The sequence below is a fragment of the Nocardia sp. CA-129566 genome, assembly GCF_050956075.1.
Classification (GTDB): domain Bacteria; phylum Actinomycetota; class Actinomycetes; order Mycobacteriales; family Mycobacteriaceae; genus Nocardia.
Genome location: NZ_CP192085.1, coordinates 7,569,687 through 7,594,356, shown reverse-complemented (window position 1 = coordinate 7,594,356; position 24,670 = coordinate 7,569,687). Strand labels below are relative to the sequence as shown.

Sequence of the window (24,670 nt, the reverse complement as noted above, 5' to 3'; positions counted from 1 at the left end):
GGCGCCGCTCGTCGTCGGATCGGATGCTCTCGATCAGAGTTGATAACTGTCGATGTCGAACCCGACCTGGGGTTCGCCGCCCGCATCGGTGAACGCGGTGAGCGCGCGCACCAGCCCGGATCGGTCCCGCTCGGACATCCGTTCCACGACGGTGGCGATCTCGCTCCGTCGATGGGCGGTGACCCGGTCGACGACGCGATGCCCGAGCGTGGTCAACTCGATGATCAGCTCGCGGCGCGAATCGGGATTCGGTTTGCGATTCACCAGCCCCGCGGTGACCAGTCGGTCGACCATGCGGGCTGCGGTCGACGGCTGAACGTTGAGCGATTGAGCGAGCGTGACGACTTTCGACGGTCCTCGGGTCGACAGGATCACCAGTGTCCGGAACTGTGGGATGGTGATGGATTCGTCGACGAGTGCGATCGAGCGTGCGGACAGGGCGACGAGCAATCGGGACGCGGCCAGCAGCGCATCGGTGATCTCGTCGGCCGACTCTCCGACCACTGCTTCTTTCGCCATCGCGACCGCCTCCGCCGACTCTGTGTGCACCTATCTTTCTATCGTGCCGCGCGCACCCTGTTCGCGGGTATCCGTATCGCGGTCGCGCCGGGACAGAACTCAGGCAACTCGCAACTGTTGCATACTGCCTTTATCGGGTAGGGTCCACGACTCGTGGTAGTTCGCACATCGCCCGGGGCTCGAATGGACGTGTGCCGGTGGGGACTTGTCACCGTCGTCGGCGTGGTCGCGGGGTATGCGTCGGTGCTGTTGGCCAATCCGCGCCACTTCTATACCGACGACACCGAATCGCAATACGGGCCCATGTGGGTCATGCTGGGACGGCACCTGCATCAGGGGCGGTTCCCCGCATTGGTGCCGTGGGAGTGGATGTCGGGCAACTACTCCATGGAGGAGGCAGGGCTCTACAACCCGCCGCAGTTGCTGGTGGACTGGTTCGCGCCGGAAGTGGACAACCTGGCGCTGTATGTGACGGTCGTGAAGCTGATCTTCTCGATCATTGCCGCGTTGGGCGTATTTCGGGTGTGCCTGGCCTATGGGGCGCGCACGCCGTGGGCCGCGGTGGCGGGCGTGGCTTTCCCGCTGTCGGGATGGTTCCTGTTCTTCGACGAATCCAGTTGGGCCACTTCGCTCACCGGTACCGCGTGGATGTTGCACGCATGGGCCTCGGCGGTGCGGTACGTGCGTGTCGAGCCGGACGCCAGCCGCTGGTGGAACGGGCCGATTCCGGTCTTCGTGTTCCTGTACCTGGCGATCTCGGTCCAATACGTTTTTCCTGCGGTCGAGGCCGCGCTGATGATCGTGGCGGTGGTTGTCGGGGAGGTGGTGTACCGGCGTGCATGGGGGCCTTCGCTGCGGCTGCTGGCGGTGGCGGCCTGTGCGGGATTGGCGGGATTGGAAACCTATCTGCCGGGGATGCTTTCCTCGTCGGTGACGTGGCGCGGCAATGAGCGTGTCCTCAACGACGATTTCTTGAACGTGGGTTGGTCGGAATCGCTGAATGCCAGTCTGCCCAGCACGGTTCCGGCTTTCACCGGCTGGTGGGGATATGTGCAGCCGATCCCGATGGTCTACATCGCCTGGTTCCTGATTCCCTTGCTGGCTTTCATCGATTGGGCCGCAGTACGGCGGTCGTGGCGCGAGTTCGCCGGGGCGGCCCTGTTCGCGCTCATGTTCCTGATGTGGACCGCCGGTCCCGGCCGTATCGGGCCGTTGCGCTGGCCCGCCCGAGTGCTGCCCATGCTGGCGGTCGGCCTGCTGGTGCTGGTGTGTGTATTGCTGTCGCGGTACGGCAGTTTCGCCGACTGGCGACGCCGCGGCATCGCGGCCGCAGTGCTGATCGGGTTGCTGTTCGTCCGATCCTTCAGCGCGGCACCACATCTGGTGCTGCGGCATCTGGGCGCGGTCGTGGTTGTGGCCGTGCTCACCGCGGCCCTGGTATGGCTGGCGCGCACCCGCGGCGTGGCCGCGGCCTGCGTGCTGGCCATAGCGGCCATGTTCCCTATCGCCTACTACCAGGTCACCACACAAGCGCCCACGCCGCTGTCGTATCACTTCCCGCAGCGGCGTTCGGACATGCGCGCCGCGTTCCCGCATTTCTACGGCGTCACATTACAACTCGGCGACCGTGCCCTGGTGCCGCCCGCCGAACAGAACCTCGACCGGGCCTGGGGTTCGCTGGCGTTCGGCAACTACGCCAAGAACATGGGGCTGCAATACGTCAACGCCTACACCCCGATCGGCTACCGGAAGTTCAGCAAGCTGTTGTGCATGGGCTGGGACGGCAGCACCTGCCCGGCCGCGTTCGGCGCGGCCTTCTCGGTCGAACCGTCCACCGGGCGAACCTATATCGACCTGATGAAGGTGGATCGTGTGGTGCTGCAACGCGCCCAGTACCCCGACATCGGCAACCATCCCGCCCCGCCGGGGTGGAAATGGGTCGGCTACCCGGGGCACGAACGCGACATCTGGGTGCTCGAACGCGAGGGCGGCCCGATCTCCACCAGTGCGGGTCCCGCCGACGCGCAGGGTGTCACCTTCACCCAGGTCGGCCGCGACAGTGTCAGCAGCCACTTGCGAGTCGACTCGGCCGAAGGTGGGCGGCTGGTATTCGCCCGCCTGGCCTGGCCTGGCTATCGCGTCACGCTCGACGGGCACGACATCGGCTTCGGCACCGTCGCGAATACCTTTGTCGCCGTGGACATTCCGCCGGGCACCCGCGATGCCGACCTGATCGTGGCCTGGCGGCCGCCGGGCTGGAAGATCGGCATCGCCACCGCCCTGGCCGGACTGTTGGGTCTGGGCTTGCTGCAGTGGTCACACCGTCGCGACAGCCGTCGGGGCGGCCGCATCGACGCCGACACCGCCGTGAACAAGCTCGGTCCGGAGACCGAGCCCTCGACGACCCCGGTACTCGTCTGATCAACCGACCTCGGGTGGGGTGTCGTCGGTCACGGATGCCGCGACCCAGGCTTCATGTACATGACAACTATTGCATACTGCATGCATGTTGTTGCTCGACGGGGCCAAGCAGAGCAGGCTCCGAATCTCTCTCGGCTCGCGCCGGACGTTTCTCGGCTGGCTGCGGGAGAGTTCGTCGGGCGTGATCGTCATGGCGGTTGGCGTCGGCGCGGTGACAGGCGTCGCGGCGGTGGCGTTCCGGTTCCTGATCACCGCGGCCACCCGCCTGTTCACTGGTTACGACGACTACTCCGGGCTCGGCCGGATCGCCTCGGCCCATTGGCCCGGACTCGGCTGCTGGTTCCTGCTGCTGGCCCCGGTCGTGGCCGGTGCGATCTATGGGCCGATCGTGTACCGGTTCGCGCCGGAAACGCGCGGGCATGGTGTGCCCGAGGTGATGTATGCGGTGGCCGAACGTGGCGGACGCATCGCGCCGCAGGTGGTCGTGCTCAAGGCGATGGCTTCGGCGCTGTGTATCGGCGGGGGCGGCTCGGTGGGCCGGGAAGGGCCGATCGTGCAGATCGGATCGGCTGCCGGATCGACCATCGCACAGGTAATTCGGCTCGATACGCAGCGTATGCGACTGCTGGTGGCCTGCGGCGCCGCGGGCGGTATCGCCGCGACCTTCAACGCACCGCTGGCCGGGCCGTTTTTCGCCATGGAACTGATCCTGCGCGACTTCGCCGCCGAATCTTTCGGCGCGATCGTGCTGTCCAGCGTAACCGCGAGCGTGGTGGGCCGGGCCGTTCTCGGCGACCAGGCGTTTCTGACCCTGCCGGTCTTCGCGGTCCGCAATCCTGTCGAATACCCGCTGTACCTGCTGCTCGGCTTGGCGGTGGGGATCGTGGGCGTGTGCTTCTCGAAGGTGCTGTACATGATCGAGGATCTGTGCGACTGGGCGTGGCGCGGTCCGGAATGGGCGCGTCCTGCCGTGGGCGGACTGCTGCTGGGCGGGCTGCTCATCGCCATGCCGCAGATGTACGGGGTCGGATATCCCGTGCTGGAAAACGCGGTCGAGGGCAAGTACCTGCTCGGTATGCTGGCTGGCGCTGCTACTGGCCGGGAAGATGGTGGCCACCGGCCTCACGATCGGCATCGGCGGCTCCGGGGGAGTCTTCGCGCCCACATTGTTCATCGGCGCGATGGCCGGTACCGCATTCGGTGATATCGCGCACCAAATCCTGCCCGGCGCAACGGAATCCCCCGGTGCGTATGGTTTGGTCGGGATGGCCGCTGCGCTCGGCGGCGCGACCCGTGCTCCCATCACGGCGGTCATCATCCTGTTCGAGCTCACCGGTGAGTACCGCATAATTCTGCCCCTGATGGCCGCCGTCGCAATGGCCGCAGCGGTGTCGCGGCTATTGTCGAAAGACACCATCTACACCCGAAAACTGCGGCGTTGCGGCGTCGATATCGATCGCCCCCGGCATCCGTTCGCGACGGTGACGGCGGCCGACCTCGCCCGCCCCATCCTGCAACCCCTGTGGCAGACAAGCGATCTCGCAACGGCCGCGACGGCGCTCGAGCGCAACCCCGGCGGGATTCTTCCGGTTCTCGACGAGACCGGGCGCTATCGCGGTTGTGTGTCCGCGCGCGAGGTCGCCGAATCCCTCGACGCGCCCGAACCTCCGGCCACCCTGGCCCCGCTGGTACAGGAGTTGTCGCCGATCGCCGCCGACACTTGTTTCCACGACATCGTCATCGCCCTCGCGGGTCATGGTGGCACCGGACTTCCCGTGGTCGATACCGACCACACCGCCGTGATCGGCTGGGTGAACCACGAAGACCTGCTCTCGGTCCTGCACGCAGAACCGGGACGGTGACGCTCATCCGGATCGACTGCGGCAGTGCAGATTTCAATGCTGAGAACATGTCGACGGACAGGGCTGCCGCTGTTGCGGCGGCTCGGTGGTTCCGCGTCGGGGGATGGACAGGGCGCCCGGCGCGGCCGGCTTTTGCGGTGGACTCAGATGAGTGTTGAGCCAGCCGAACGCTTTCGGATACATCGCCCGCCAGGTCCCCCAATTGTGCCCGCCGTCATCGACGATCAGCGGCGGCGCGACCTGCGTCGGCGCTTTCGCGGCGGCGACCAGCGCTCGGGCATTGGCGGGCGTGCTGGACGGGTCGCGGCGGCTTGTCGCGACCAGCAGCGCAACCGGCGCTCCGGTGCCGGCCAAGCGAATCGGGTCGTTGAGCCGACGGAGCGTCCGGCTGGGCACGACATCGGGATCGCCGCGAAAGTCGTCGGGGCTGAATGCGAGTCCGGTGGCGAACTGTGCCGGATACCGCAGTGGCAACGTGATCGCGCAGAACCCGCCGGTCGAGTCCCCGGCCATCGCCCACCCGGAGGCTTCGCCGATCGCCCGGAAATGGCTGATGATCAGATTGCGCACGTCCTGGGACAGCCATGTCGCGGTCTGCGCGCCGCGGGGGATGTCGGCACAGTCGGTATTTCCGCCGGGATCGACCCGCGGCATGACCAGAATCGCTGGCGCCAGTTGACCTTTGCGCATCATCTCCGCTAGCTCGGTGGTGACGCGGCCGCCCTTGATCCATGCCTGCGGCGTTCCGGGAACTCCGTGCAACAGCATGATCACCGGGAAACGCTCGCCGCGGTACTCGGGTTGGTCGTATTGCGGTGGCGTCCAGACCAGCACCCGTCCCCGAAGGCGCGACCGCGGGCCGCGGTATTCAGCGGTGCTGACCCTGTCGCCGAGGTCGTGGAAGACGGCGGTGCCGGTTGCCCCGTCCGGTGTGGTGTCGTCGGCGGCCGGTTCGCCGAGTAGGTCGTTCCACGAGCTGTAGAGAGCAAAGTTGTCGTTGACCCACAGGCCCAGTACCGCGACCGCGGTCGCCTGGCACATGCCGATCATCAGCAGTCGTGTCAGCCAGCGCACCGGGCGCGGGCCGCGCACCGAATTCCAGGCCGACAAAGTGACCATAACCGCGGCGAGGGCTGCGGCGATCACGGTGTAGAAAAGCCAATCGCTGGTCAGGCTCATCGAATCGAGGTGGGACGGCCTTCATCCGCCATCGTATCCCGTTGCGTCACGGCGATTCTGCGATCGGAAAGAGGCATCGAGCGCAGGGAACGTCGTGCCGGAGCGTCGTGCGTCACGGATTCGGAGGCTACCGGATGGACTCCTACTGCAATAGTTGCAATATGCCACCTTTTGCGTGGCTGGTGCCTCCGACCTCCGTGCCGACAACCATTGCCACACCGTGCGCCCGGCGACACGCCGGGCTTTCGCCGCCAGCCGGATGGTCGCTGCGTGGCCAGCCTGCTCCGGCAGCTGAGCCAACCGGTCGGCCGGCGGCTAGCCCGCAACGGCGGCCACAGTGGGGCGCGATGCGGGTTCATCGGACAGCGGGCGGGAGAACAGGGAGGTCTGCGACAAGATCTCGCTTCATGTGTCCAGATCTTGGACCAGGTTTATGGGCGGGTGCCCACCAACAGGTCGACCAAGTAGGTCTCCTCGATGGTGCCATCCGGGAAAGCAGTGCTCAGCAACTTGTGTTCGTCGGTAAGGAGGGCACGCCGTCGGCTTTCGTCGAGAACGATCGTTGTGCTGGAGGGGCTCCGTCATCAGATGCGAGCGGTCGGCAACTATTGCATAGTGCAATTGATGGTGATAGCTTGGGCATACGCCCAAGGTGATCGTCCAATCGGAGGTCCAGTGGTAACCGCAGCCGAACAAGGTCGAGAAACCCGCGCCCGCCTGATGACGGCGGCGATCGAACTCGTCGCCGAACACGGCTGGGGTGCGGTGAGCACCCGCATGGTGGCCGAGCGCGCCGGAGTACGTCCCGGGGTGGTGCACTATCACTTCCACTCGGTAACCGACCTATTGATCGATGCGTCGGTGTCCGCCGCGCGGCGGGAGTACGAGTCGGTGATGGCCGGTGTGTTGGCGCTTCCCGGCCCGGAGGCGATGCGCGGGATGCTCACCGCCATCACCTCCTACACAGCCGCCGATCCGGTCACGGTGGCGATGACGGAGATGATGCTGGCGGCCACGCGACACGAACGGCTGCGTATCGAACTCGGCAGGTTGCTGGCCGAGGCGCGGGCGGCGATGGCGAATTGGTTCCGCGCCAACGGTGCGGTGACCGATCCCGAAGCGACCGCCGCGGTGGTCGCGGCGCTGCTGGACGGACTCATCCTGCACCGCCTGATCGATCCGAGTCTGGGCGCGGTGGATATGACGGGCCCGCTGCTTCGCGCGGCGGGGTTGACCGAAAACCAAGCGAGCGAGGGGAAGTCGGATGGATCGGACAGACACCAGCGGTGATGCTCGCCGCCGCGGCGGCATAACACTGCGAGCAGTGAACAAGACCTACGGCACAGGCGAGGCCGCGGTCCACGCGTTGACCGACGTCGACCTCGACATCCGACCGGGCGAGCTGGTCGCGGTCCTGGGGGCGAGCGGTTCGGGAAAGACCACACTGCTCAATGTCATCGGTGGCATCGAAGCGGCCGACTCCGGATCGATCGTTGTCGCGGGACAAGACATCTCGGGCCGGAACCCGGCCACCCTGGGGGAATTCCGGCGCGATCACGTGGGATTCGTATTCCAGTTCTTCAACCTGATCCCGACCCTGACCGCGCGCGAGAACGTCGAGGTCATTGTCGAGTTGACCGGCCGTGGCGATCGCCGCCGCGTGCGGACGCTGCTGGGCGCGGTCGGACTCGCCGACCGCGCCGATCACTTCCCATCGCAACTGTCGGGTGGTCAGCAGCAACGTGTCTCGATCGCGCGGGCGCTGGCGACTGATCCGGGCCTGCTGCTGGCCGATGAGCCGACCGGCGCGCTGGATGTGGCCACGGGGCGGGGCGTGCTCGAACTTCTGCAGCAGACCAGCCGGGCCGGTCGCGGTGTTGTCATGGTCACCCACAACGAGGTGGCAGCGAGCATCGCCGATCGGGTGATCCACATGCGCGACGGTCGTGTCGTCGCCGACGAGGTGAACGCGAATCCAGTTGCCGCCGCGACCATTCGGTGGTGAGTGCGATGTTCATGGTATCGAACCGGGTGCTCGCGACGAAGATCCTGCGCGATCTGCGCCGCCGTACCACGCAGGTCGCGGCGGTCGCGGTCACCGTGCTGCTCGGCGTGCTGCTGTTCGTGGCCACCTACGACTCCTTCCGCAATCTCGAAACCTCCTACCAGCAGACCTACGCTCGCCTGCACTTCGCCGACTTCACCGCCACCGGCGGAAATCCGGCGCGGATCGCCGATGCTCTACGAGGGGCACCCGGTGTGGCGCGCGTCGCCGTGCGCACCCAAGCCGATACGGCGATGTCGATCGGCGGCACGAAACTGCTGGGCAGGATCGTGGGCCTGACCGGGCCCGCGGGCGTGAACGAGATCAGCCTGGCCGCGGGGAGATTGCCCGATCCGGCCCATCCGGACGAGGTGGTGGTCGAGCATCACGCGGCGCAGACATTCGGCCTGCACGTGGGCAGCCAGGTGCGCACCTTCGACGGCACGAGCTGGCATACCGTCACGGTGTCGGGCATCGCCTGGTCATCGGAGTACCTGTGGCCGGCCCGCAGCCGCCAGGAAGTGCTCGGCGACCCGCACGGCTTCGCGGTCGTGTTCGCGCCCCAGCCCGAGGTGACGCGCTTGTCCGGACGTGCCGGCCCCGATCAGACCCTCGTCGAAATGAATTCCGGGGCAACGGCATCCGAGCGTGACCAGGTCACCCGGCTGCTGCGCGACGCCGGGGCCCTCGACGTGCAGACCAGGGCCGATCAGCCGTCCAACGCGGCCCTGCACGAGGATCTCAGCGGCTTCTCCGAACTCGCGGTTGCCTTCCCCGCGCTGTTCCTCGTCGCGGCGGGTGTGGCGGAATACGTGTTGATCACCAGGCTCGTGCTCGCCGAGCGGCCGATCATCGGGACGCTGCTGGCAATGGGCGCACGCCGGCGCACGGTCGTCGGCCATTACGTCGGCTACGGGTTGGGAATGGTGCTCGCGGGCACGGTGTTCGGTGTGCTCGGCGGGTTCCTGGCCACTTCGGCGGTGACCGCCGCCTACACCGAAGCGGTCGGGATTCCCGACACCGTCGTCGAGCACCGGGCGTCGACCGCGATCGTCGCCGTGCTGCTCGGCCTGCTCACCGGGGTCGCGGCGGGCCTGGCCCCGGCGGTGGCCGCGGCGCGCATCGCGCCCGCCGCGGCAATGCGCGGCGACGGCGTGCGCCCGACGCGGGCGGGGCGATGGTCCCGGTCGAGCGCACGCTGGCACCGGGTACCCGTGGTCGCGCGAATGACGGTGCGCTCCTTGGCGCGCGGCCGCCGCCGCACGGTGGCGACGATGACCGGGACCGTGCTCGCGTTGGTCCTGATCCTGGCCTCGGTCGGCATGCTCACGAGCATGCGCTCGGCACTGCACATCCAATTCGACGAGATCGAACGCGAGGACGCCACGGTGATCACCTCGAGTCCGTCGAACGAGCTTGCCGCCCAACTGCGTTCGATATCCGGCGTCACCGCCGTCGAGCCCACCGGTCTCACGCCGGTCACGTTGTCCGCCGGTGGGCGGTCGTATTCGACGACGCTGACCGGATTGGTGCCCGACACCACGATGCACGGTTTGCGCGCACCCGGTGGCGGCGCCGTGGCGTTGCCCGACACGGGCATCCTCGCCGGGGCCGCGGTGGCGAAACAGCTCGGTGTCTCGGTCGGCGATACTCTCACCGTCACCCCTGCGGCCGGTAGGCCGAAAGCCGAGCAGTTGACGGGCCTGGTCGATGAGCCGCTGGGAACCTACGCCTACGCCACCGACGCGACCGTCACCGATATCGGCGGCAGCGGACTGCGCGGCTACCTGCTGCGTTTCACCGCGGACGCCGATCGAGACGCCTTGCGCGCCACGGTAACCGAGCTGCCCGGCGTCATCGCCTACAGCGACTCCCACGCCATGCAGGACCAGCTCGACCGGTTCCTCGGGCTGTTCTGGGCGTTCATCGCAGCGATGCTGATCTTCGGCACGGTGCTCGCCTTCACGGTCATCTACGTGACCATGACGGTGAACCTCGCTGAACGCACCACCGAACTGGCCACCCTGCGCGCGGCGGGCGTGCCCGTGCGCAGGCTCACCGCGTCGCTGGCCGCGGAAAACCTCACCGCGACTCTGCTGGCCGTCCCGCTCGGGCTGGCCGCCGGATATTTCGCGGCCTGGGCATTGCTGCGTTCGTTCACCAGCGACATGTTCACCTTCGGACTCGCCTTCGGCGTCGCCGCGCCCGTGCTCGCCGTCGTGGCGGTGCTGGCCGCCGCCGGACTGTCACAGCTGCCGGCGGCGCGCCTGGTCCAACGCATCGACATCGCCCACGTCGTGCGCGAACGAGCCCAATGACACCCGACCGACATCATCACCGAAGGAGCATGAGCAATGGTCCCTCCCAGCCGAACCGAAAGATTCGGCGCTCGCGCGCTGCGAACCCGATGGGTGGTCCGAGCACCGATAGTCCTCTACCGAGTCGGCCTCGGATCCCTGTTCGGATCGCGGCTGCTGATGTTGGAGCACACAGGACGACGGACCGGCGTTCGCCGATACGTCACCTTGGAGGTGGTCGATCATCCCGAATCCGCAACGTACGTCGTGGTCTCCGGATTCGGCGTCGGCGCCCAGTGGTACCGCAATATCACCGCGAACCCGCACGTGCGGATCTCCACCGGATTCCGCCGCAAGGTCGCCGCGATCGCGACACCGATGACAACCGACGAATCCGCGCTGGCGCTCGAACGCTACATCGACCACCATCCCAAGGCGTGGACCAGGTTGCGCGGCACCATCGAAGCGGCCACGGGCACACCGGTGAATACCCTTCCGATGGTTCGACTGGTCACCGGATAGCTTGTGTCCTCAGCCAGGGCATCGGCGTGCCGGGCATTCGAGATCACCTGCTTCAGAATGCGCGACCGAACCGCTCGAGCTCGTCGCGTCCCCACCCTACCGTCGGGAGTGCGTCAGCAAATCGGTACCGGTTGCGCCGCATCAGGTTTCGGTCGGGCGACGACTACCCAGTCTGCCGAGAAAACCTCGCATTCGCTCGGTCGGCAAGTTGTCACTGAAGACGATCCGCCACTACGACCAGGTCGGCCTGGCGCAGCCGTCCGTGCGTTCGACCGGCGGCTACCGGCTCGATACCGACACCGACACCGACGTCGGGATTGATCGAGACCGGTCCGAATCCGTCATCGCTCTGGCAGGAAGCTCGTCAGCTGGGGCACGGCTTCGGCCGGATGCTGGGCATGTGTTCCCACACCGATGGTCTCGAACTGCCAGTCGCCATTGGTGCGGGATATTCTGCCCGTCACCAGGCCGGTAGCGGGTTCCATTGTCCGCCGCGTGTGGGCTCAGGCCACGGTCACAGTGTTCGATCTATCCGTCCCGGCGGGAAGGGCGTGCCGGAACCTCCGGCCGGGTAGCGCGACCAGGCCTGCGGCGGCGTAGCAGAGTGCGGCGACTACGACGCAGGCCACGGAGAGGCCGGACAGGAACGAGTCCTGCGCGGCGGTGAGCAGGCTCGGATGGCGTGCGGCGATCCCGAATGCGACCGGCACCGAGCCCGTCGCGCAGGAAGTTGCCCCTCGGGGTCTGGGGCGAGTTGTCGGCAAGTTACATAGATTAGATCTAACTTAGATTGAGTCTATGTAAGATGCGTACTATATTTTGGACCGGGAGGTACTCGAGTGGAGTTCAAGGGGCGTGTAGCGGACATCGACCTGCTGGGGCGACAGCTGCAGCAGGTGATAGATGGAACCGCTGCGACGCGGGGGCGTGCCGTGATCATGACCGGTCGGCGACGGGTCGGGAAGTCACGTCTGGTTCAGGAGTTCTGTGATCGCTCCGGTGTTCCGTACGTGGTATTCCAGGCGACACGAGGGCGCAATCCGGTCACTGAACGCGAGGACTTCATCGCCGCCTTGGTGCACTCGGCGCTGCGTGGTGCGGAACTCGTGACGGGGATATCGGCGGTCGACTGGAACCAGGCGTTGCGGACCTTGGCCATCGCCTTGCCGGATGACGTTGCGAGCATTGTCGTGATCGACGAGGTGCCTTGGCTGGTGGAGCAGGACTCCGAGTTCGAAGGGGCGCTGCAGACAGTGTGGGATCGGCACCTGTCGGCCAAGCCCGTGCTGTTGGTGCTGGTGGGCAGCGATATCTCGGTGATGGAGGCGTTGCAGTCACATGGTCGCCCCTTCTTCGGGCGGGCTACGAAGATGACCGTGCAGCCTTTGCATCTGGCGGATGTGCAGGTCATGACCGAGCTGTCGGCGGCCGAGGCGGTGGACGCGTTATTGATCACCGGTGGATTTCCGGAGATCGTCCAGTCCTGGCGACCGGGCATGAGCCGCAAGGATTTTCTGCGCGATGCCACGACGAATCCGCTGTCACCGCTTTTGGTGGCGGGAGAGTTGTCGTTGCTCGGTGAGTTCCCCGAGGCGTCGCGTTCCCGGGCGGTGCTGGAGGCGATCGGCAGCGGTGAACGCACCTACAGCGCCATCGCCGCCGCATCGGGCGGCACCGGCGCGTTGGCGGCCGGAACCCTGACGCCCTTGCTGAATACCTTGCAGGGCAAGCGGATTGTGGCGGCGGATCTGCCGCTGTCCACGAAGCCGGACAGCAAGAACAAGCGCTACCGTATCGCCGACTCCTATCTGCGGTTCTGGCTGGCTTTCCTGGAGCGCGGGATTCCGCTCATCGAACGGGGCCGGGGGGATTTGGCATTGGAGCGGATCGAGCGTTCGTGGACGACCTGGCGTGGCCGCGCGGTGGAGCCGGTGATCCGGGAATCGCTGCTGCGTTTGTTACCCAACGACCGATGGCCCGATACCGATGCGGTGGGTGGATGGTGGAACCGGCAAAACAATCCGGAGCTCGATCTGATCGGTGCTGACCGCGAACCCGTGGCGGGTGCAGTGCATTTCGTCGGTTCGATCAAATGGCTCGAGGATCGTCGGTTCGACCGCCATGACTACGACGCCCTCGCCCGCGGCGTGCTCTCTGTTCCCGGCACGCAGTTCGATACCCCGTTGGTGGCGGTTTCGCGGTCCGGGGTAGACGGTGATTTGCCGATCTCCGCCTGTTGGGGACCGGATGATCTGCTGCGCGCGTGGCAGTGAGGTCAGCAGTGACGACGCACCCGTTCTCGCTACAAGTGTGACCGCTGTTCCGGGGCAAGGCACTCGAGTCCTCGCCGCTGTCCAGCAAACACTCCCTATGGCTCAACTGCGCAATACCCGATTGTCGGAGGGGTGCGCGAGGGATCGCTCGTGCACGCGTCCGTCTCAGTTGTGTCGTTTCCGTGTGTCACGGGGGGTGAGCGAACTTCTACTCGCGCACACAGAGGTGTCACCGGTGACAGAAATGTGTGCTGCGAGCGGCTTCGCTGTCGCATCTGGGCCAGGTCTGACGGCTCGAGCGAGGGGAACGTGTGCGAGGAGGTGATCGAGCACGCATTTGCATCAAATTTGATGCAAATGCGTGCTCGAGTAATGCGCGAGAGGGGACTTGAACCCCTACGTCCGTGGACACCAGAACCTAAATCTGGCGCGTCTGCCAATTTCGCCACTCGCGCTTGATGGTACGACCGTCCAAACTCTACCGGGCTTGACCGTCATCGCGAAGCTCGCCCCGGGCGTGTCGTACTCGCCGGTAACCCCACCTGGGATTATAACGATTTAGTAACGTCCAACATGAGGAGTACTCATGTTTCGTACGCGTTAGTAACCCAGTAGACCAGCGGCTTTGAACATGAGGGAGGGTCATGTTTCTGGGCATTCTGGTACGGAAGTACTTGAATACTCGACGGTAAGGCGGGTGCGAGAGGGCAAACGTGAGGATTTCCTCATGATTTTCTGGAATCCTGGCAACCATCAGGGCTCATTGGTGAGGAACACCTGCGCACCGGAGGGAGCGGCGTGTCTCGACGGCATGTCGCCAGGAGAAGGAAGTCGAAGCGTCTTGACGATCAATGAGAGCACTGCGGCCGGAACCGGACAGAGCCCGAAAGCGGTTGGGGCGCCACAGCAGGGGGGATCTAGGGCCCCGCTGCTGGATCGACTGCTGGGTGCAACGCCCTATGCGCTTGCCTTCGGTGGGCAGGGTGCCCGCTGGCTCGGTGAGTTGGAGGAAATCGGGCGTGATGCCGCGCTGGAGCCTGAGCTGACCGCATTGGTCAATGAGGCCGCCGCGCTGCTGGAACCCGTTGCGGCACAACTGCTCGTGGTGCGTCCGGTGGGCTTCGACCCGATCGGCTGGATGCTCGAGAATGAGCTCGCCGAGGGTGATGAGGCCGAGGTTTCGAGCGCGCCGTCGGAACAGGTGCTGCGATCGGCCGCGGTGTCGATGCCGGGTGTATTCCTGACGCAGGTGGCCGCCGTGCGCGCACTGCGACTGCAAGGTCTGGACGCGAGCGAGCACGCGCCGGTCGCCATCGTCGGACATTCCCAGGGCCGGCTGGCCGCGACCTCGGTGGAGGCCGGCGGGCAGCGCGATGCCGAACTCCTCGCCATCGCCCAAATGATCGGTGCGGCAGCGAGTTTGGTGGCACGTCGGCGCGGTCTGATGCCGGTGGGTGAGCGCTCGTCGATGGTCGCGGTATCGAATGTCGATCCCGAACACCTGAGCACGGTGGTGACCGAGGTATCCGCGGGTGTGGATCCGGCTGCGGCCGCGGTGGTTTCGATTCGCAACGGTCGTCGGCGCGTTGTGCTGTCCGGTACGCCGACCCAGCTGGAGCGCGTGCGTCAGCGGTGCGCTCAGATCCATGACGAGCAGACCCGTGAGCGGGATGCGAAGACCCGTGGTGGCGCGGTGTTCGCTCCGGTCTTCGAGGATCTGGCCGTCGATGTGGCATTCCATCACCCCGCGCTCGCCGACACCGTCGAGATCGTGAGCGGCTGGGCGGCCCAGTGCGGTGTGGACGCCGCGCTGGCGGGCACACTGGCCCGGGAGATCCTGGTCGACCCGGTCGACTGGGTCGAGGAGGTCGACGGCGTCGTCGCCGCGGGCGCGCAGTGGATTCTCGATATGGGGCCCGGTGATCTGCTCAGCAGGCTCACCAGCGGCTCGCTGAAGGGCACCGGCGTCGGCATCGTCGCGGCCGCGACCCGCGCGGGCCAGCGCAGCCTGCTGACCCCGGGCGCCGCGCCCGAGGTGGCCCAGCCGTGGACGGCCTTCGCGCCGCGTCCGGTGCGCCTGCCCAACGGACGCGTCGTGGTGGAGACCGCGTTCACCAAGCTGACGGGTCGCTCGCCGATCCTGCTCGCGGGCATGACCCCGACCACCGTCGACGCGAAAATCGTTGCGGCGGCGGCGAATGCGGGCCACTGGGCGGAGCTGGCCGGTGGCGGCCAGGTGACCGAGCAGATCTTTGCCGACCGGGTGGCGGAGCTGAAGACGCTGTTGCACCCGGGTCGCGCGGTGCAGTTCAACTCGCTGTTCCTCGACCCCTACCTGTGGAAGCTGCAGCTGGGCGGTAAGCGCCTGGTGCAGAAGGCCCGCGCGGCGGGTGCGCCGTTCGACGGCGTCATCGTCACCGCGGGCATTCCAGAACTCGAAGAGGCCGTCGCGCTGATCGAGGAGCTGACCGAGGTCGGCATTACCCACGTGGCGTTCAAGCCGGGCACCGTGGCCCAGATCCGCGCGGTGCTGCGCATCGCCGACGAGATGCCGGACTACCCGGTGATCATGCACATCGAGGGCGGTCGGGCCGGTGGCCACCACTCCTGGGAGGACCTCGACGACCTGCTGCTCGAGACCTACGCCGAACTGCGCAATCGCGCCAATGTGGTGGTCTGCGTCGGCGGCGGCATCGGCACCCCGGAACGCGGCACCGAATACCTGACCGGTGAGTGGGCGGTGCCGCACGGCTATCCGGTGATGCCGCTGGACGGCGTGCTGGTCGGCACGGCTGCCATGGCCACGCTGGAGGCCACCACCGCACCCGAGGTCAAGCAACTGCTCGTCGACACCCCCGGCACCCAGGACTGGGTCGGCGCGGGCACCGCGACCAGCGGAATGGCTTCCGGCCGTAGCCAATTGGGTGCCGATATCCACGAGATCGACAATGCCGCCTCACGCACCGGCCGTCTGCTCGACGAGGTCGCCGGTGACGCCGACGCGGTCGCCGAGCGGCGCGAGGAGATCATCGCCGCGCTGAACGTCACGGCCAAGCCGTATTTCGGCGATCTGGCCAGCATGACCTACCTCGAGTGGCTGGAGCGCTACGTCGAGCTGGCCGTCGGCCTGGATCGTCGCAAGGATTTCGACTGCGGCAGCGATCTCGGTGACGCCTTCCTCGATGCCACCCGCTCGGTCTGGCTCGACATCACCTGGCGCGACCGGTTCGCGGAAATGATGCGCCGCACCGAATCCCGGCTGCATCCGGCCGACCGCGGTGAGATCCCCACGCTGTTCGAATCCGACGCGGCCTTCGAGAATCCGGTCAACGCGCTGTGCACGCTGAAGCAGCAGTACCCGGCCGCGGAGCAGACCCTGCTGCATCCGGCGGATGTGCCGTTCTTCGTCAGCCTCTGCAAGATCCCGGGTAAGCCGGTCAATTTCGTCCCTGTCGTCGACGGCGATGTGCGCCGCTGGTGGCGCTCGGATTCGCTGTGGCAGGCCCATGATCCGCGCTACACGGCCGATCAGGTGTGCATCATCCCCGGCACGGTGTCGGTCGCCGGCATCACCCGCGTGGACGAGCCGGTCGGCGAACTGCTGGACCGCTTCGAGCAGGACACGGCGTTCTCGCTGGTTCGTGCGGGCGTGGCGCCGGTCGCCGTCAACGCACGCCGCAGCGCGGGCGTGATCACCGGTCCGATCGACGCGGTGCTGGCCGCGCCGGATGTCGAATGGTCCGGCCGCACCACCATCAACCCGATCCACCGCCTCGGCGATCTGGCCGAGTGGAAGGTCGACGGCGAGGGCGCGATCCATCCGCCGACCGGTGCGACGATCACCGAGACCACCGGGCCGGATGTCGATCACTCCTATGTCGAGTTCACCGTTCCGCTGTCCGGACGCGACGCCGTGCGCATCCGGATTCGCATCACTGTGCCGTCCTCGCTCTACAACGGCGGCGCTCCGGTCATCACCGAAACCGATGCCGACACCGCCATGTCCGCGCTGCTCGCGGTCGCCGCGGGCCAAGCGCTGCCGGAGGTGAAGGGCCGGGTCGCGCACGTCAATCTGGCGTGGACCCCGGATCTCATCGCCGATCACGCGGGCGTCACCAGCTCGGGTCTGCCCGCATCGTTGAGCACCCTCGGCCGTACCGTGCCCGACGTCCTGGTCGGCGCGTGCTGGCCCACCGTTTTCGCGGTGCTCGGTGCCTCGCGCACCGAGAGTGCCGATTCGGTGATCGAGGGCATGCTGGATCTGGTGCATCTCGATCATCAGATTGAGCTGCTGCGCGAATTGCCGCACACCACAAGCATTCTCGTTGTCCGCGCGGAGTCGAAGTCGGTGCTCGACACCGATCTGGGCCGCGTGGTCGAGGTCGAGGTCACCGTTGGCGAGATGCGCGATCAGGGTCTGGACGTGGTGCCGCTGGCCCGTCTCACCGAACGCTTCGCCATCCGCGGCCGCAATGGTGCGGGCGAGCTGACCGATCCGCCGCGCGCGGCCGGTGCGGTTTCCGATGCGGCCACCGATACCCCGCGGCGTCGCCGCCGCGACGTCACCATGGTCGCGCCGCGCGCCATGAACGCCTTCGCCGAGGTCTCCGGTGACCACAACCCGATCCACACCAGCGATTCCGCCGCCAAACTGGCCGGGCTCGGCAGCCCGATCGTGCACGGCATGTGGCTTTCGGCCGCGGCGCAGCACGCGGTCTGCGCCGTGGATCCCGAAAGCTCCACTCCGGCACGGACGCTGACTGCGTGGACCACCCGATTCCTGGGCATGGTCCGCCCCGGCGCCGAGATCGATGTGCGCGTCGAGCGGATCGCGGTCGACGCCGGCAGCGAAATCGTCGAGGTCTCCTGCCGGACCGACGGTGAGCTGGTGATGACCGCGACCGGTCGCACCGCCGCACCGAAGACGGTCTACGCCTTCCCGGGTCAGGGCATTCAGCGCAAGGGCATGGGCCTGGACGCGCGCGCCCGCTCGAAGGCCGCCAAGGAGATCTGGGAGCGCGCCGATAAGCACACCCGTGCCGCACTCGGCTTCTCCATCCTGGCCGTGGTCCGGGACAACCCGACCTACCTCAAGGCACGCGGTGTCGAGCACCGGCACCCGGACGGTGTACTGCACCTGACCCAGTTCACCCAGGTCGCCATGGCGGTGCTCGGTGTCGCCCAGGTCGCCGAACTGCGTGAGGCCGGTGCTTTCGTCGAGGGCGCCCTGCTGGCCGGACATTCGGTCGGTGAGTACAACGCGCTCGCCGCGGTCGCCGGTGTGCTGCCGCTGGAGGCGGTGCTGGAGGTCGTGTTCCAGCGCGGTTCGGCCATGCACGAGCTGGTGCCCCGGGATGCGCAGGGCCGCAGCGACTATCGGATGGCCGCCATCCGGCCGTCGCAGATCGGGCTGCCCGATGACGAGGTCGTCGGCTTCGTCTCCGGTATCGGCGAGAGCGTCGGGGAATTCCTCGAGGTCGTCAACCTGAACCTGCGCGGTTCGCAGTACGCGATCGCGGGCACGGTCAAGGGGCTCGACGCGCTCGAGGCCGAAATCGACCGCCGCCGTGCCGAATTCGGCGGCAAGCGGGCATTCATCCTGGTCCCCGGCATCGATGTGCCGTTCCACTCCACCGTGCTGCGCGAGGGTGTTCCGGAGTTCCGGCAGAAGCTCGAACAGCTGCTGCCCGCGGATCTGCACCCGGAAGTCCTGATCGGGCACTACATCCCGAACCTGGTGCCCAAGCCCTTCTCACTGGAGCGCTCCTTCATCCAGGAGATCGCCGATCTGGTGCCCTCGGAGCCGCTGGCCGCCGTGCTCGCCGACTTCGACAGCTGGGCCGCGCGTCCGACCGACCTGTGCCGGGTGGTGCTGATCGAACTGCTCGCCTGGCAGTTCGCCAGCCCGGTCCGCTGGATCGAGACCCAGGACCTGCTGTTCACCGATCCCGCGCACGGCGGACTCGGGGTGCAGCGGTTCGTCGAAATCGGTTTGGGTGCAACCCCGACCGTGGCGAACCTGGCCAGCCAGACGCTGAAGCTGCCCGCCTTCGGCACGGTCACCGTCGAGGTGCTGAACATCGAGCGCGAGGCCGCGGTCGTCTACTCGACCGATACCGATCCCGCACCGGCAGACGAACCCGCCGACGAGCCGGTCGAAACCGCTTCGGCCGCGGCGCCGGTCGCCGCGGCGCCGGTCGCCGCGGCGCCGGTCGCCGCCCCGGTGGCGAGCTCGGGTGGTCCGCGCCCGGACGACATCGCGTTCACCGCCGCCGACGCCACCCGCGTGCTCATCGCACTGTGGACCAAGCTGCGGCTGGATCAGATCGGCCCGGTCGACACCATCGAGGGGCTCTGCGACGGCGTTTCGTCCCGCCGCAACCAGCTGCTCGTCGACCTCGGCTCGGAGCTGTCGCTCGGTGCCATCGACGGTGCGGCCGATGCCGATATGGGCGCGCTCTCCGCCACGGTCGAGCGACTCGCCCGCACCTACAAGCCCTTCGGCTCGGTGCTCTCCGATGCCATCGGCGACCACCTGCGCAAGATCTTCGGCCCGTCCGGCAAGCGGCCCGCCGCGATCGCCGAGCGCGTCAAGAAGGTCTGGGAACTCGGCGACGGCTGGGCCGACCACGTCACCGCCGAGGTGTCCCTCGGCACCCGCGAGGGTGTCAGCGTGCGCGGCGGTGATCTCGGCGGACTGGTCGCGGGTGTCAGCGATGCCGCTTCGGTAGACGCGGCCATCGACGCCGCGGTTCAGGCGGTCGCGGCCCGGCGCGGTGTCGCGGTGTCGATGCCGAGCGCGGGCGGCGGTGGCGGTGCCACCGTGGACGCCGCGGCACTCGGCGAGTTCACCGAGCAGATCACCGGTCGCAACGGTGTGCTCGCCACGGCCGCCCGTGTCGTGCTCGAACAGCTCGGCCTGGCCGAGCAGGCATCGGCGCCGGAGGCCACCGCGGACTCCCTGGTCGATCTGGTCGCGGCCGAATTGGGTTCGGACTGGCCGCGTTTGGTCGCACCCGCCTTCGACGCCCGCAAGGCGGTGCTGATCGACGACCGCTGGGCCACCGCGCGCGAAGATCTGGCCAAGCTGTGGTTGCTCGATGACATCGGCTCCGGCGAAGGTTCGGTGGACGGCTTCCTCGGTGCCGGTGAAGCCGTTGCGGCGCAGGCCAACTGGTGGCGCGAGAAGGCCAAGCACGAGGCCCGCTCGGTGCTCGCCGGGCTGTACGAGCGCATCGCCGAGGCCGCGCTCAGCACCGAAGAGCCCGGCCAGTGGTCCTCGGATATCGCCGTGATCACCGGTGCCAGTAAGGGGTCCATCGCGGCGGCGTCGGCCGGTCGACTGCTCGGTGGCGGCGCCACGGTCGTGGTCACCACCTCGAGCCTCAATGACGAGCGGCTCGGCTTCTACCGCAAGCTCTACCGCGAGAACGCGCGCCACGGTGCGGCGCTCTGGGTCGTCCCGGCGAATATGGCGTCCTACCAGGATGTCGACGCGCTGATCGACTGGGTCGGCACCGAACAGGTCGACAATGCGGGCGGCGCGAAGGTCAAGACCAAGGACGCGATGACCCCGACGCTGCTGCTGCCGTTCGCGGCGCCGCGGGTCGCCGGTGATCTCGCCGATGCGGGCGCCCGCGCCGAAATGGAGATGCGGGTTCTGCTCTGGTCGGTCGAGCGGCTCATCGGTGGGCTGTCCAAGATCGGCGCCGACCATGACGTCGACGCCAAACTGCATGTGGTGCTTCCGGGTTCGCCCAACCGCGGCATGTTCGGCGGCGACGGCGCCTACGGTGAGTCCAAGGCCGCGCTCGATGCCGTGGTCGGCAAGTGGCGGGCCGAGAAGTCGTGGTCCAGCCGAGTCACCCTGGTACACGCCCTGATCGGCTGGGTGCGCGGCACCGGGCTGATGGGCCACAACGATCCGATGGTGGCCGCGGTCGAAAAGGCCGGTGTGCATACCTGGTCCACCGCCGAGATGGCCGATGAGCTGCTCAAGTGGTGCACCTCGCGGGCCCGTCAGGTGACCGTCGCCGGACCGCAGCAGATCGACCTCACCGGCGGACTGGCCCGGGTCAAGCTGGACTTGCCCGCGCTGGCCAAGCAGGCCCAGGAGGCCGCCGCGGCCGAAACCGAGGAAGCCGCAGCGGCGGCGACGATTTCGGCGCTGCCCGCACCGCCGACCATGAGTTCGGTGCTGCCGGTGCCCGAATGGGGCACGGTCACCGCCGATCTCGCCGATATGGTCGTGATCGTCGGCGCCGGTGAGCTCGGCCCTTACGGATCGGCGCGCACCCGGTTCGAGATGGAGGTCGAAGACCGGCTCTCGGCCGCGGGCGTACTGGAACTCGCCTGGAGCACCGGCTTGGTGACCTGGGAGAACGACCCCAAGCCCGGTTGGTACGACACCGAATCCGGCGACTTCGTGCCCGAACACGAGCTGGCCGAGAAGTACCACGACGCGGTCGTCGCCCGCTGCGGTGTGCGCCGCTACGAGGACGACGGCGCCATGATCGACAATGCCGCCCCGCTGATGACCTCGGTCTTCCTCGACCAGGATCTGACCTTCACGGTCGGCAGCGAGGCCGAGGCGCGCGCCTTCTACGCCTCGGATCCGGAGCACACGGTGATCACGCCGGTCGCGGATGCGAGTGACTGGCAGGTGATCCGCAAGGCGGGCACCGAGATTCGGGTACCGCGCAAGGCCAAGCTGTCGCGCACCGTCGGCGGCCAGATCCCGACCGGTTGGGATCCCACCATCTGGGGCATCTCCGCCGATATGGCCGCCTCGGTGGACCGGGTGGCGCTGTGGAACATCGTCTGCACCGTGGACGCGTTCATCAGCTCCGGTTTCAGCCCGGCCGAGCTGATGAGCTGGGTGCACCCGAGCCTGGTCGCCAACACCCAGGGCACCGGTATGGGCGGCATGTCCTCGATGCGCTCGCTCTACATCGACAACCTGCTCGGTGAGTCGCGTCCGAACGACATCCTGCAGGAGGCGCTGCCGAACGTCGCGCTCGCGCATGTGGTGCAGTCCTACGTCGGCAGCTACGGCGCGATGGTGCATCCGGTGGCGGCCTGTGCGACGGCCGCGGTGTCGGTGGAAGAGGGCGTCGACAAGATCCGTTTGGGCAAGGCCGATTTGGTGGTCGCCGGTGGCTTCGACGATCTCGGTATCGAGGGCATCGTCGGCTTCGGTGACATGTCCGCCACCGCGGATTCGGCGGCCATGAGCGCCAAGGGCATCAGCGACCGCTACTTCTCCCGCGCCAACGACCGCCGCCGCGGTGGATTCGTGGAATCGCAGGGTGGTGGCACCGTACTGCTCGCCCGTGGCGATGTGGCGGTGGAGATGGGCCTGCCGGTACTCGGTGTGGTCGCCTTCGCGCAGTCCTTCGCCGACGGCGTGCACACCTCCATTCCGGCGCCCGGACTCGGCGCGCTCGGTGCGGGCCGGGGCGGCCGTGAATCCAAGTTCGCCGCCGAACTGCGCAAACTCGGTGTGGCGCCGGACGATATCGCGGTCATCTCCAAGCACGACACCTCGACCGCGGCCAACGATCCGAACGAATCCGAACTGCACGAGCGGTTGGCCACGGCCATCGGACGTTCGGAAGGCGCACCGCTGTTCGTGATTTCGCAGAAGAGCCTGACCGGACACGCCAAGGGTGGTGCGGCCGCGTTCCAGCTGATCGGTCTGTGCCAGGTGCTGGAAAACGGTGTGGTACCACCGAATCGGAGCCTGGACTGCGTCGATGACAAGATGCGTGCTTACCCGCATCTGGTGTGGGCGCGTGAACCGCTGCGCTTCGGTGAGCGGTTGCCGCTCAAGGCGGGTCTGCTGACCTCGCTCGGCTTCGGGCACGTCTCGGGTCTGCTCGCGGTGGTGCATCCGGAGGCGTTCATCCAGGCGATCGAGCCGGGGCGGCGCGAGGAGTACCAGCGTCGGGCGCAGCAGCGTCAGCTCGCCGGACGGCAGCGGTTCACCGAGGCCATGTGCGGCGGCGCTGCGCTGTACGAGCGGCCGGCCGACCGCCGCCTCGGTGGTGATGGCGCACCGTCGGCGCAGAAGCGGCAGCTGGAGGCCGACGTGCTGCTCTCGCCCGAGGCACGGCTGTCCGGTAGCGGCATCTACCGGGCCGATGGCGCCGGTTGCGGTACCGGGGCAGTGATTTTGGGGCAACTCGACGCCGGTGGGTCTATGGGATAGCGGCTGCGGCCACTACCGTGCAGAGTGCGGTCGCTTCGGCGGCCGCACTCTGACTTTCATTGAGCTAGCGGGCTGAGGAGCGGCGACGCATTGACCATCCTGGGGATCGGCTTGGACTTGGTGACCATTTCCGAGTTCGCCGAACAGTTGCAAAGATCCGGAACCACCATGCTCCGGGAGAGTTTCACCGCCGGTGAGCGGCGCTACTGTCAGAGCAAGGGCACCGATCCGGCACGCAGTTATGCCGCACGCTGGGCGGCGAAGGAAGCGGTGCTGAAGGCTTGGGCGTCATCGCGTTTCGCGCGTCGCCCGCAGATCGGCGACAACCCGTACCCCCTCATCGAGGTCGTCAATGACGCCTGGGGTCGGCCGAGCATCAAACTGCACGGCCTCGCCGCCGAATTCCTGCCGCGCGCAAGGGTTCATCTCTCGCTGACCCATGACGGGGATACCGCCGCCGCCATGGTTGTCCTGGAAGATCCGGGCGAGCTGGCCGACCTCATCGAGGGCCGCGAGGCGACATAACCGCGAACCCCGCACGCCGGGCGCTCGTACCCGGAGTGCCCGGTTCAGCGCTGGCTGGCGGTGCGGGATTCCTTCTCCGCGACCATGAGGTAGGCGACCATGAGGCGCTTGAGTTCGGAAACGGCCTCGGTGCTGGTCTGATCGTCCTGGACGGAGAAGTTCAGCATCGAGTAGACGACGTGGACCAGGACCTCGGCCATCATGGTGCGCCGCGCGCGGGGGGTGCGCGGGGTCAGCGGGCGCAGCATCTGCGAGACGACCTCGGCGAACTCCTTTTCGTGGATCGCGCCGGTGGCCCGGGTGGACGGGGTCGACTGCATCGCCAGCCAGACCTCGCGCCGGGACGGGTCGGTCATCCACAGATTCGCCAGATGGTCGACGAACTGATTCATATGCCGCAACCAGTCCAATGACGGGATCTCGCCGTGGAAGTCGGCGAGTTCCTGGGAAACGGCAACGAGGTCTTGACGATTCAGCTCACAGACAATGACGTACTTGTTGGCGAAGAACTGATACAGCGTGCCGATCGGCACCTCGGCCCGTGCCGCGACCTCTTCACAGGTGAATGATTCGAACCCGACCTCGACGAGCAATTCCCGGGATGCCTGCAACAGGGCATCGAACTTGCGTTTGCTGCGTTCCTGAGTGGGCCTGCGCCGGGGCATGAGCTCCTGGGGGTCGTCCTGCAGGTCCAACGCAGGGTCCAGACGTCGCTGCTTCGACCTGGCCTCCGTGCGTACATCCACGTATCAAGGCTAGCGGTATCGACACGCGTGCGACACGCGCACGGTATCTGCGTGTTAAGGACTGTCACATTT

14 protein-coding genes and 1 tRNA gene are annotated in these 24,670 nt (G+C 67.2%); 10 read left to right on the top strand and 5 right to left on the bottom strand.

Annotated elements, in window-relative coordinates; genetic code table 11:
• Window positions 1-33: 33 nt before the first annotated feature.
• On the bottom strand, window positions 34-519 hold the full coding sequence (locus tag ACQP0C_RS33625; protein WP_433726591.1) for a MarR family winged helix-turn-helix transcriptional regulator: 486 nt from the start codon (window positions 517-519) through the stop codon (window positions 34-36).
• Between the two features lie 183 nt (window positions 520-702).
• Between ACQP0C_RS33625 and ACQP0C_RS33620 the strand changes: the two genes are divergently transcribed.
• The 3 genes from ACQP0C_RS33620 to ACQP0C_RS33610 all read left to right on the top strand — a co-directional run bounded on the left by ACQP0C_RS33620 (window position 703) and on the right by ACQP0C_RS33610 (window position 4,802).
• Complete coding sequence (locus ACQP0C_RS33620; protein ID WP_433726589.1) at window positions 703-2,940, top strand: hypothetical protein; 2,238 nt, start codon at window positions 703-705, stop codon at window positions 2,938-2,940.
• A gap of 85 nt (window positions 2,941-3,025) precedes the next feature.
• On the top strand, window positions 3,026-4,144 hold the full coding sequence (locus ACQP0C_RS33615; protein WP_433726587.1) for a chloride channel protein: 1,119 nt from the start codon (window positions 3,026-3,028) through the stop codon (window positions 4,142-4,144).
• A complete protein-coding gene (locus ACQP0C_RS33610; RefSeq protein WP_433726585.1) occupies window positions 4,047-4,802 on the top strand; it encodes a chloride channel protein in 756 nt (251 codons plus the stop codon). The genes ACQP0C_RS33615 and ACQP0C_RS33610 overlap by 98 nt, the downstream gene beginning before the upstream one ends.
• 33 nt (window positions 4,803-4,835) lie before the next feature.
• Here ACQP0C_RS33610 and ACQP0C_RS33605 read toward each other — a convergent pair whose 3' ends face one another.
• Window positions 4,836-5,981 (bottom strand): alpha/beta hydrolase, encoded by a 1,146-nt coding sequence (locus tag ACQP0C_RS33605; protein ID WP_433726583.1) that lies wholly within the window; start codon window positions 5,979-5,981, stop codon window positions 4,836-4,838.
• Window positions 5,982-6,656: 675 nt separating this feature from the next.
• Between ACQP0C_RS33605 and ACQP0C_RS33600 the strand changes: the two genes are divergently transcribed.
• The 4 genes from ACQP0C_RS33600 to ACQP0C_RS33585 are packed head-to-tail and all read left to right on the top strand — an operon-like array spanning window position 6,657 to window position 10,844.
• Window positions 6,657-7,271 carry a TetR/AcrR family transcriptional regulator gene (locus tag ACQP0C_RS33600; RefSeq protein WP_433726581.1) on the top strand — a complete coding sequence of 205 codons (615 nt, stop codon included), beginning with the start codon at window positions 6,657-6,659 and terminating at the stop codon, window positions 7,269-7,271.
• Entirely contained in the window at window positions 7,246-7,986 is a 741-nt protein-coding gene (locus ACQP0C_RS33595) for an ABC transporter ATP-binding protein (protein WP_433726579.1), read from the top strand. The genes ACQP0C_RS33600 and ACQP0C_RS33595 overlap by 26 nt, the downstream gene beginning before the upstream one ends.
• A gap of 5 nt (window positions 7,987-7,991) precedes the next feature.
• Complete coding sequence (locus tag ACQP0C_RS33590) at window positions 7,992-10,343, top strand: ABC transporter permease (protein ID WP_433726577.1); 2,352 nt, start codon at window positions 7,992-7,994, stop codon at window positions 10,341-10,343.
• A 36-nt stretch (window positions 10,344-10,379) separates the two neighbouring features.
• Complete coding sequence (locus ACQP0C_RS33585; RefSeq protein WP_433726575.1) at window positions 10,380-10,844, top strand: nitroreductase family deazaflavin-dependent oxidoreductase; 465 nt, start codon at window positions 10,380-10,382, stop codon at window positions 10,842-10,844.
• A gap of 503 nt (window positions 10,845-11,347) precedes the next feature.
• Here the strand turns inward: ACQP0C_RS33585 and ACQP0C_RS33580 are convergent.
• Complete coding sequence (locus tag ACQP0C_RS33580) at window positions 11,348-11,554, bottom strand: hypothetical protein (protein WP_063047895.1); 207 nt, start codon at window positions 11,552-11,554, stop codon at window positions 11,348-11,350.
• Between the two features lie 129 nt (window positions 11,555-11,683).
• Between ACQP0C_RS33580 and ACQP0C_RS33575 the strand changes: the two genes are divergently transcribed.
• Window positions 11,684-13,117, top strand: coding sequence for an ATP-binding protein (locus ACQP0C_RS33575; protein WP_433726573.1), 1,434 nt, complete (start codon window positions 11,684-11,686; stop codon window positions 13,115-13,117).
• A 373-nt stretch (window positions 13,118-13,490) separates the two neighbouring features.
• Here the strand turns inward: ACQP0C_RS33575 and ACQP0C_RS33570 are convergent.
• Window positions 13,491-13,572: transfer RNA gene (locus ACQP0C_RS33570), tRNA-Leu, on the bottom strand.
• A gap of 386 nt (window positions 13,573-13,958) precedes the next feature.
• Here ACQP0C_RS33570 and ACQP0C_RS33565 point away from each other — a divergent pair.
• Both ACQP0C_RS33565 and acpS read left to right on the top strand, forming a co-directional pair.
• Window positions 13,959-23,327 (top strand): fatty acid synthase subunit beta domain-containing protein, encoded by a 9,369-nt coding sequence (locus tag ACQP0C_RS33565; RefSeq protein ID WP_433726571.1) that lies wholly within the window; start codon window positions 13,959-13,961, stop codon window positions 23,325-23,327.
• 90 nt (window positions 23,328-23,417) lie between these two features.
• Complete coding sequence (gene acpS / locus ACQP0C_RS33560) at window positions 23,418-23,852, top strand: holo-ACP synthase AcpS (RefSeq protein WP_433680328.1); 435 nt, start codon at window positions 23,418-23,420, stop codon at window positions 23,850-23,852.
• Window positions 23,853-23,896: 44 nt separating this feature from the next.
• Here acpS and ACQP0C_RS33555 read toward each other — a convergent pair whose 3' ends face one another.
• Window positions 23,897-24,517 (bottom strand): TetR family transcriptional regulator, encoded by a 621-nt coding sequence (locus ACQP0C_RS33555; RefSeq protein ID WP_433685861.1) that lies wholly within the window; start codon window positions 24,515-24,517, stop codon window positions 23,897-23,899.
• Window positions 24,518-24,670: the final 153 nt, after the last annotated feature.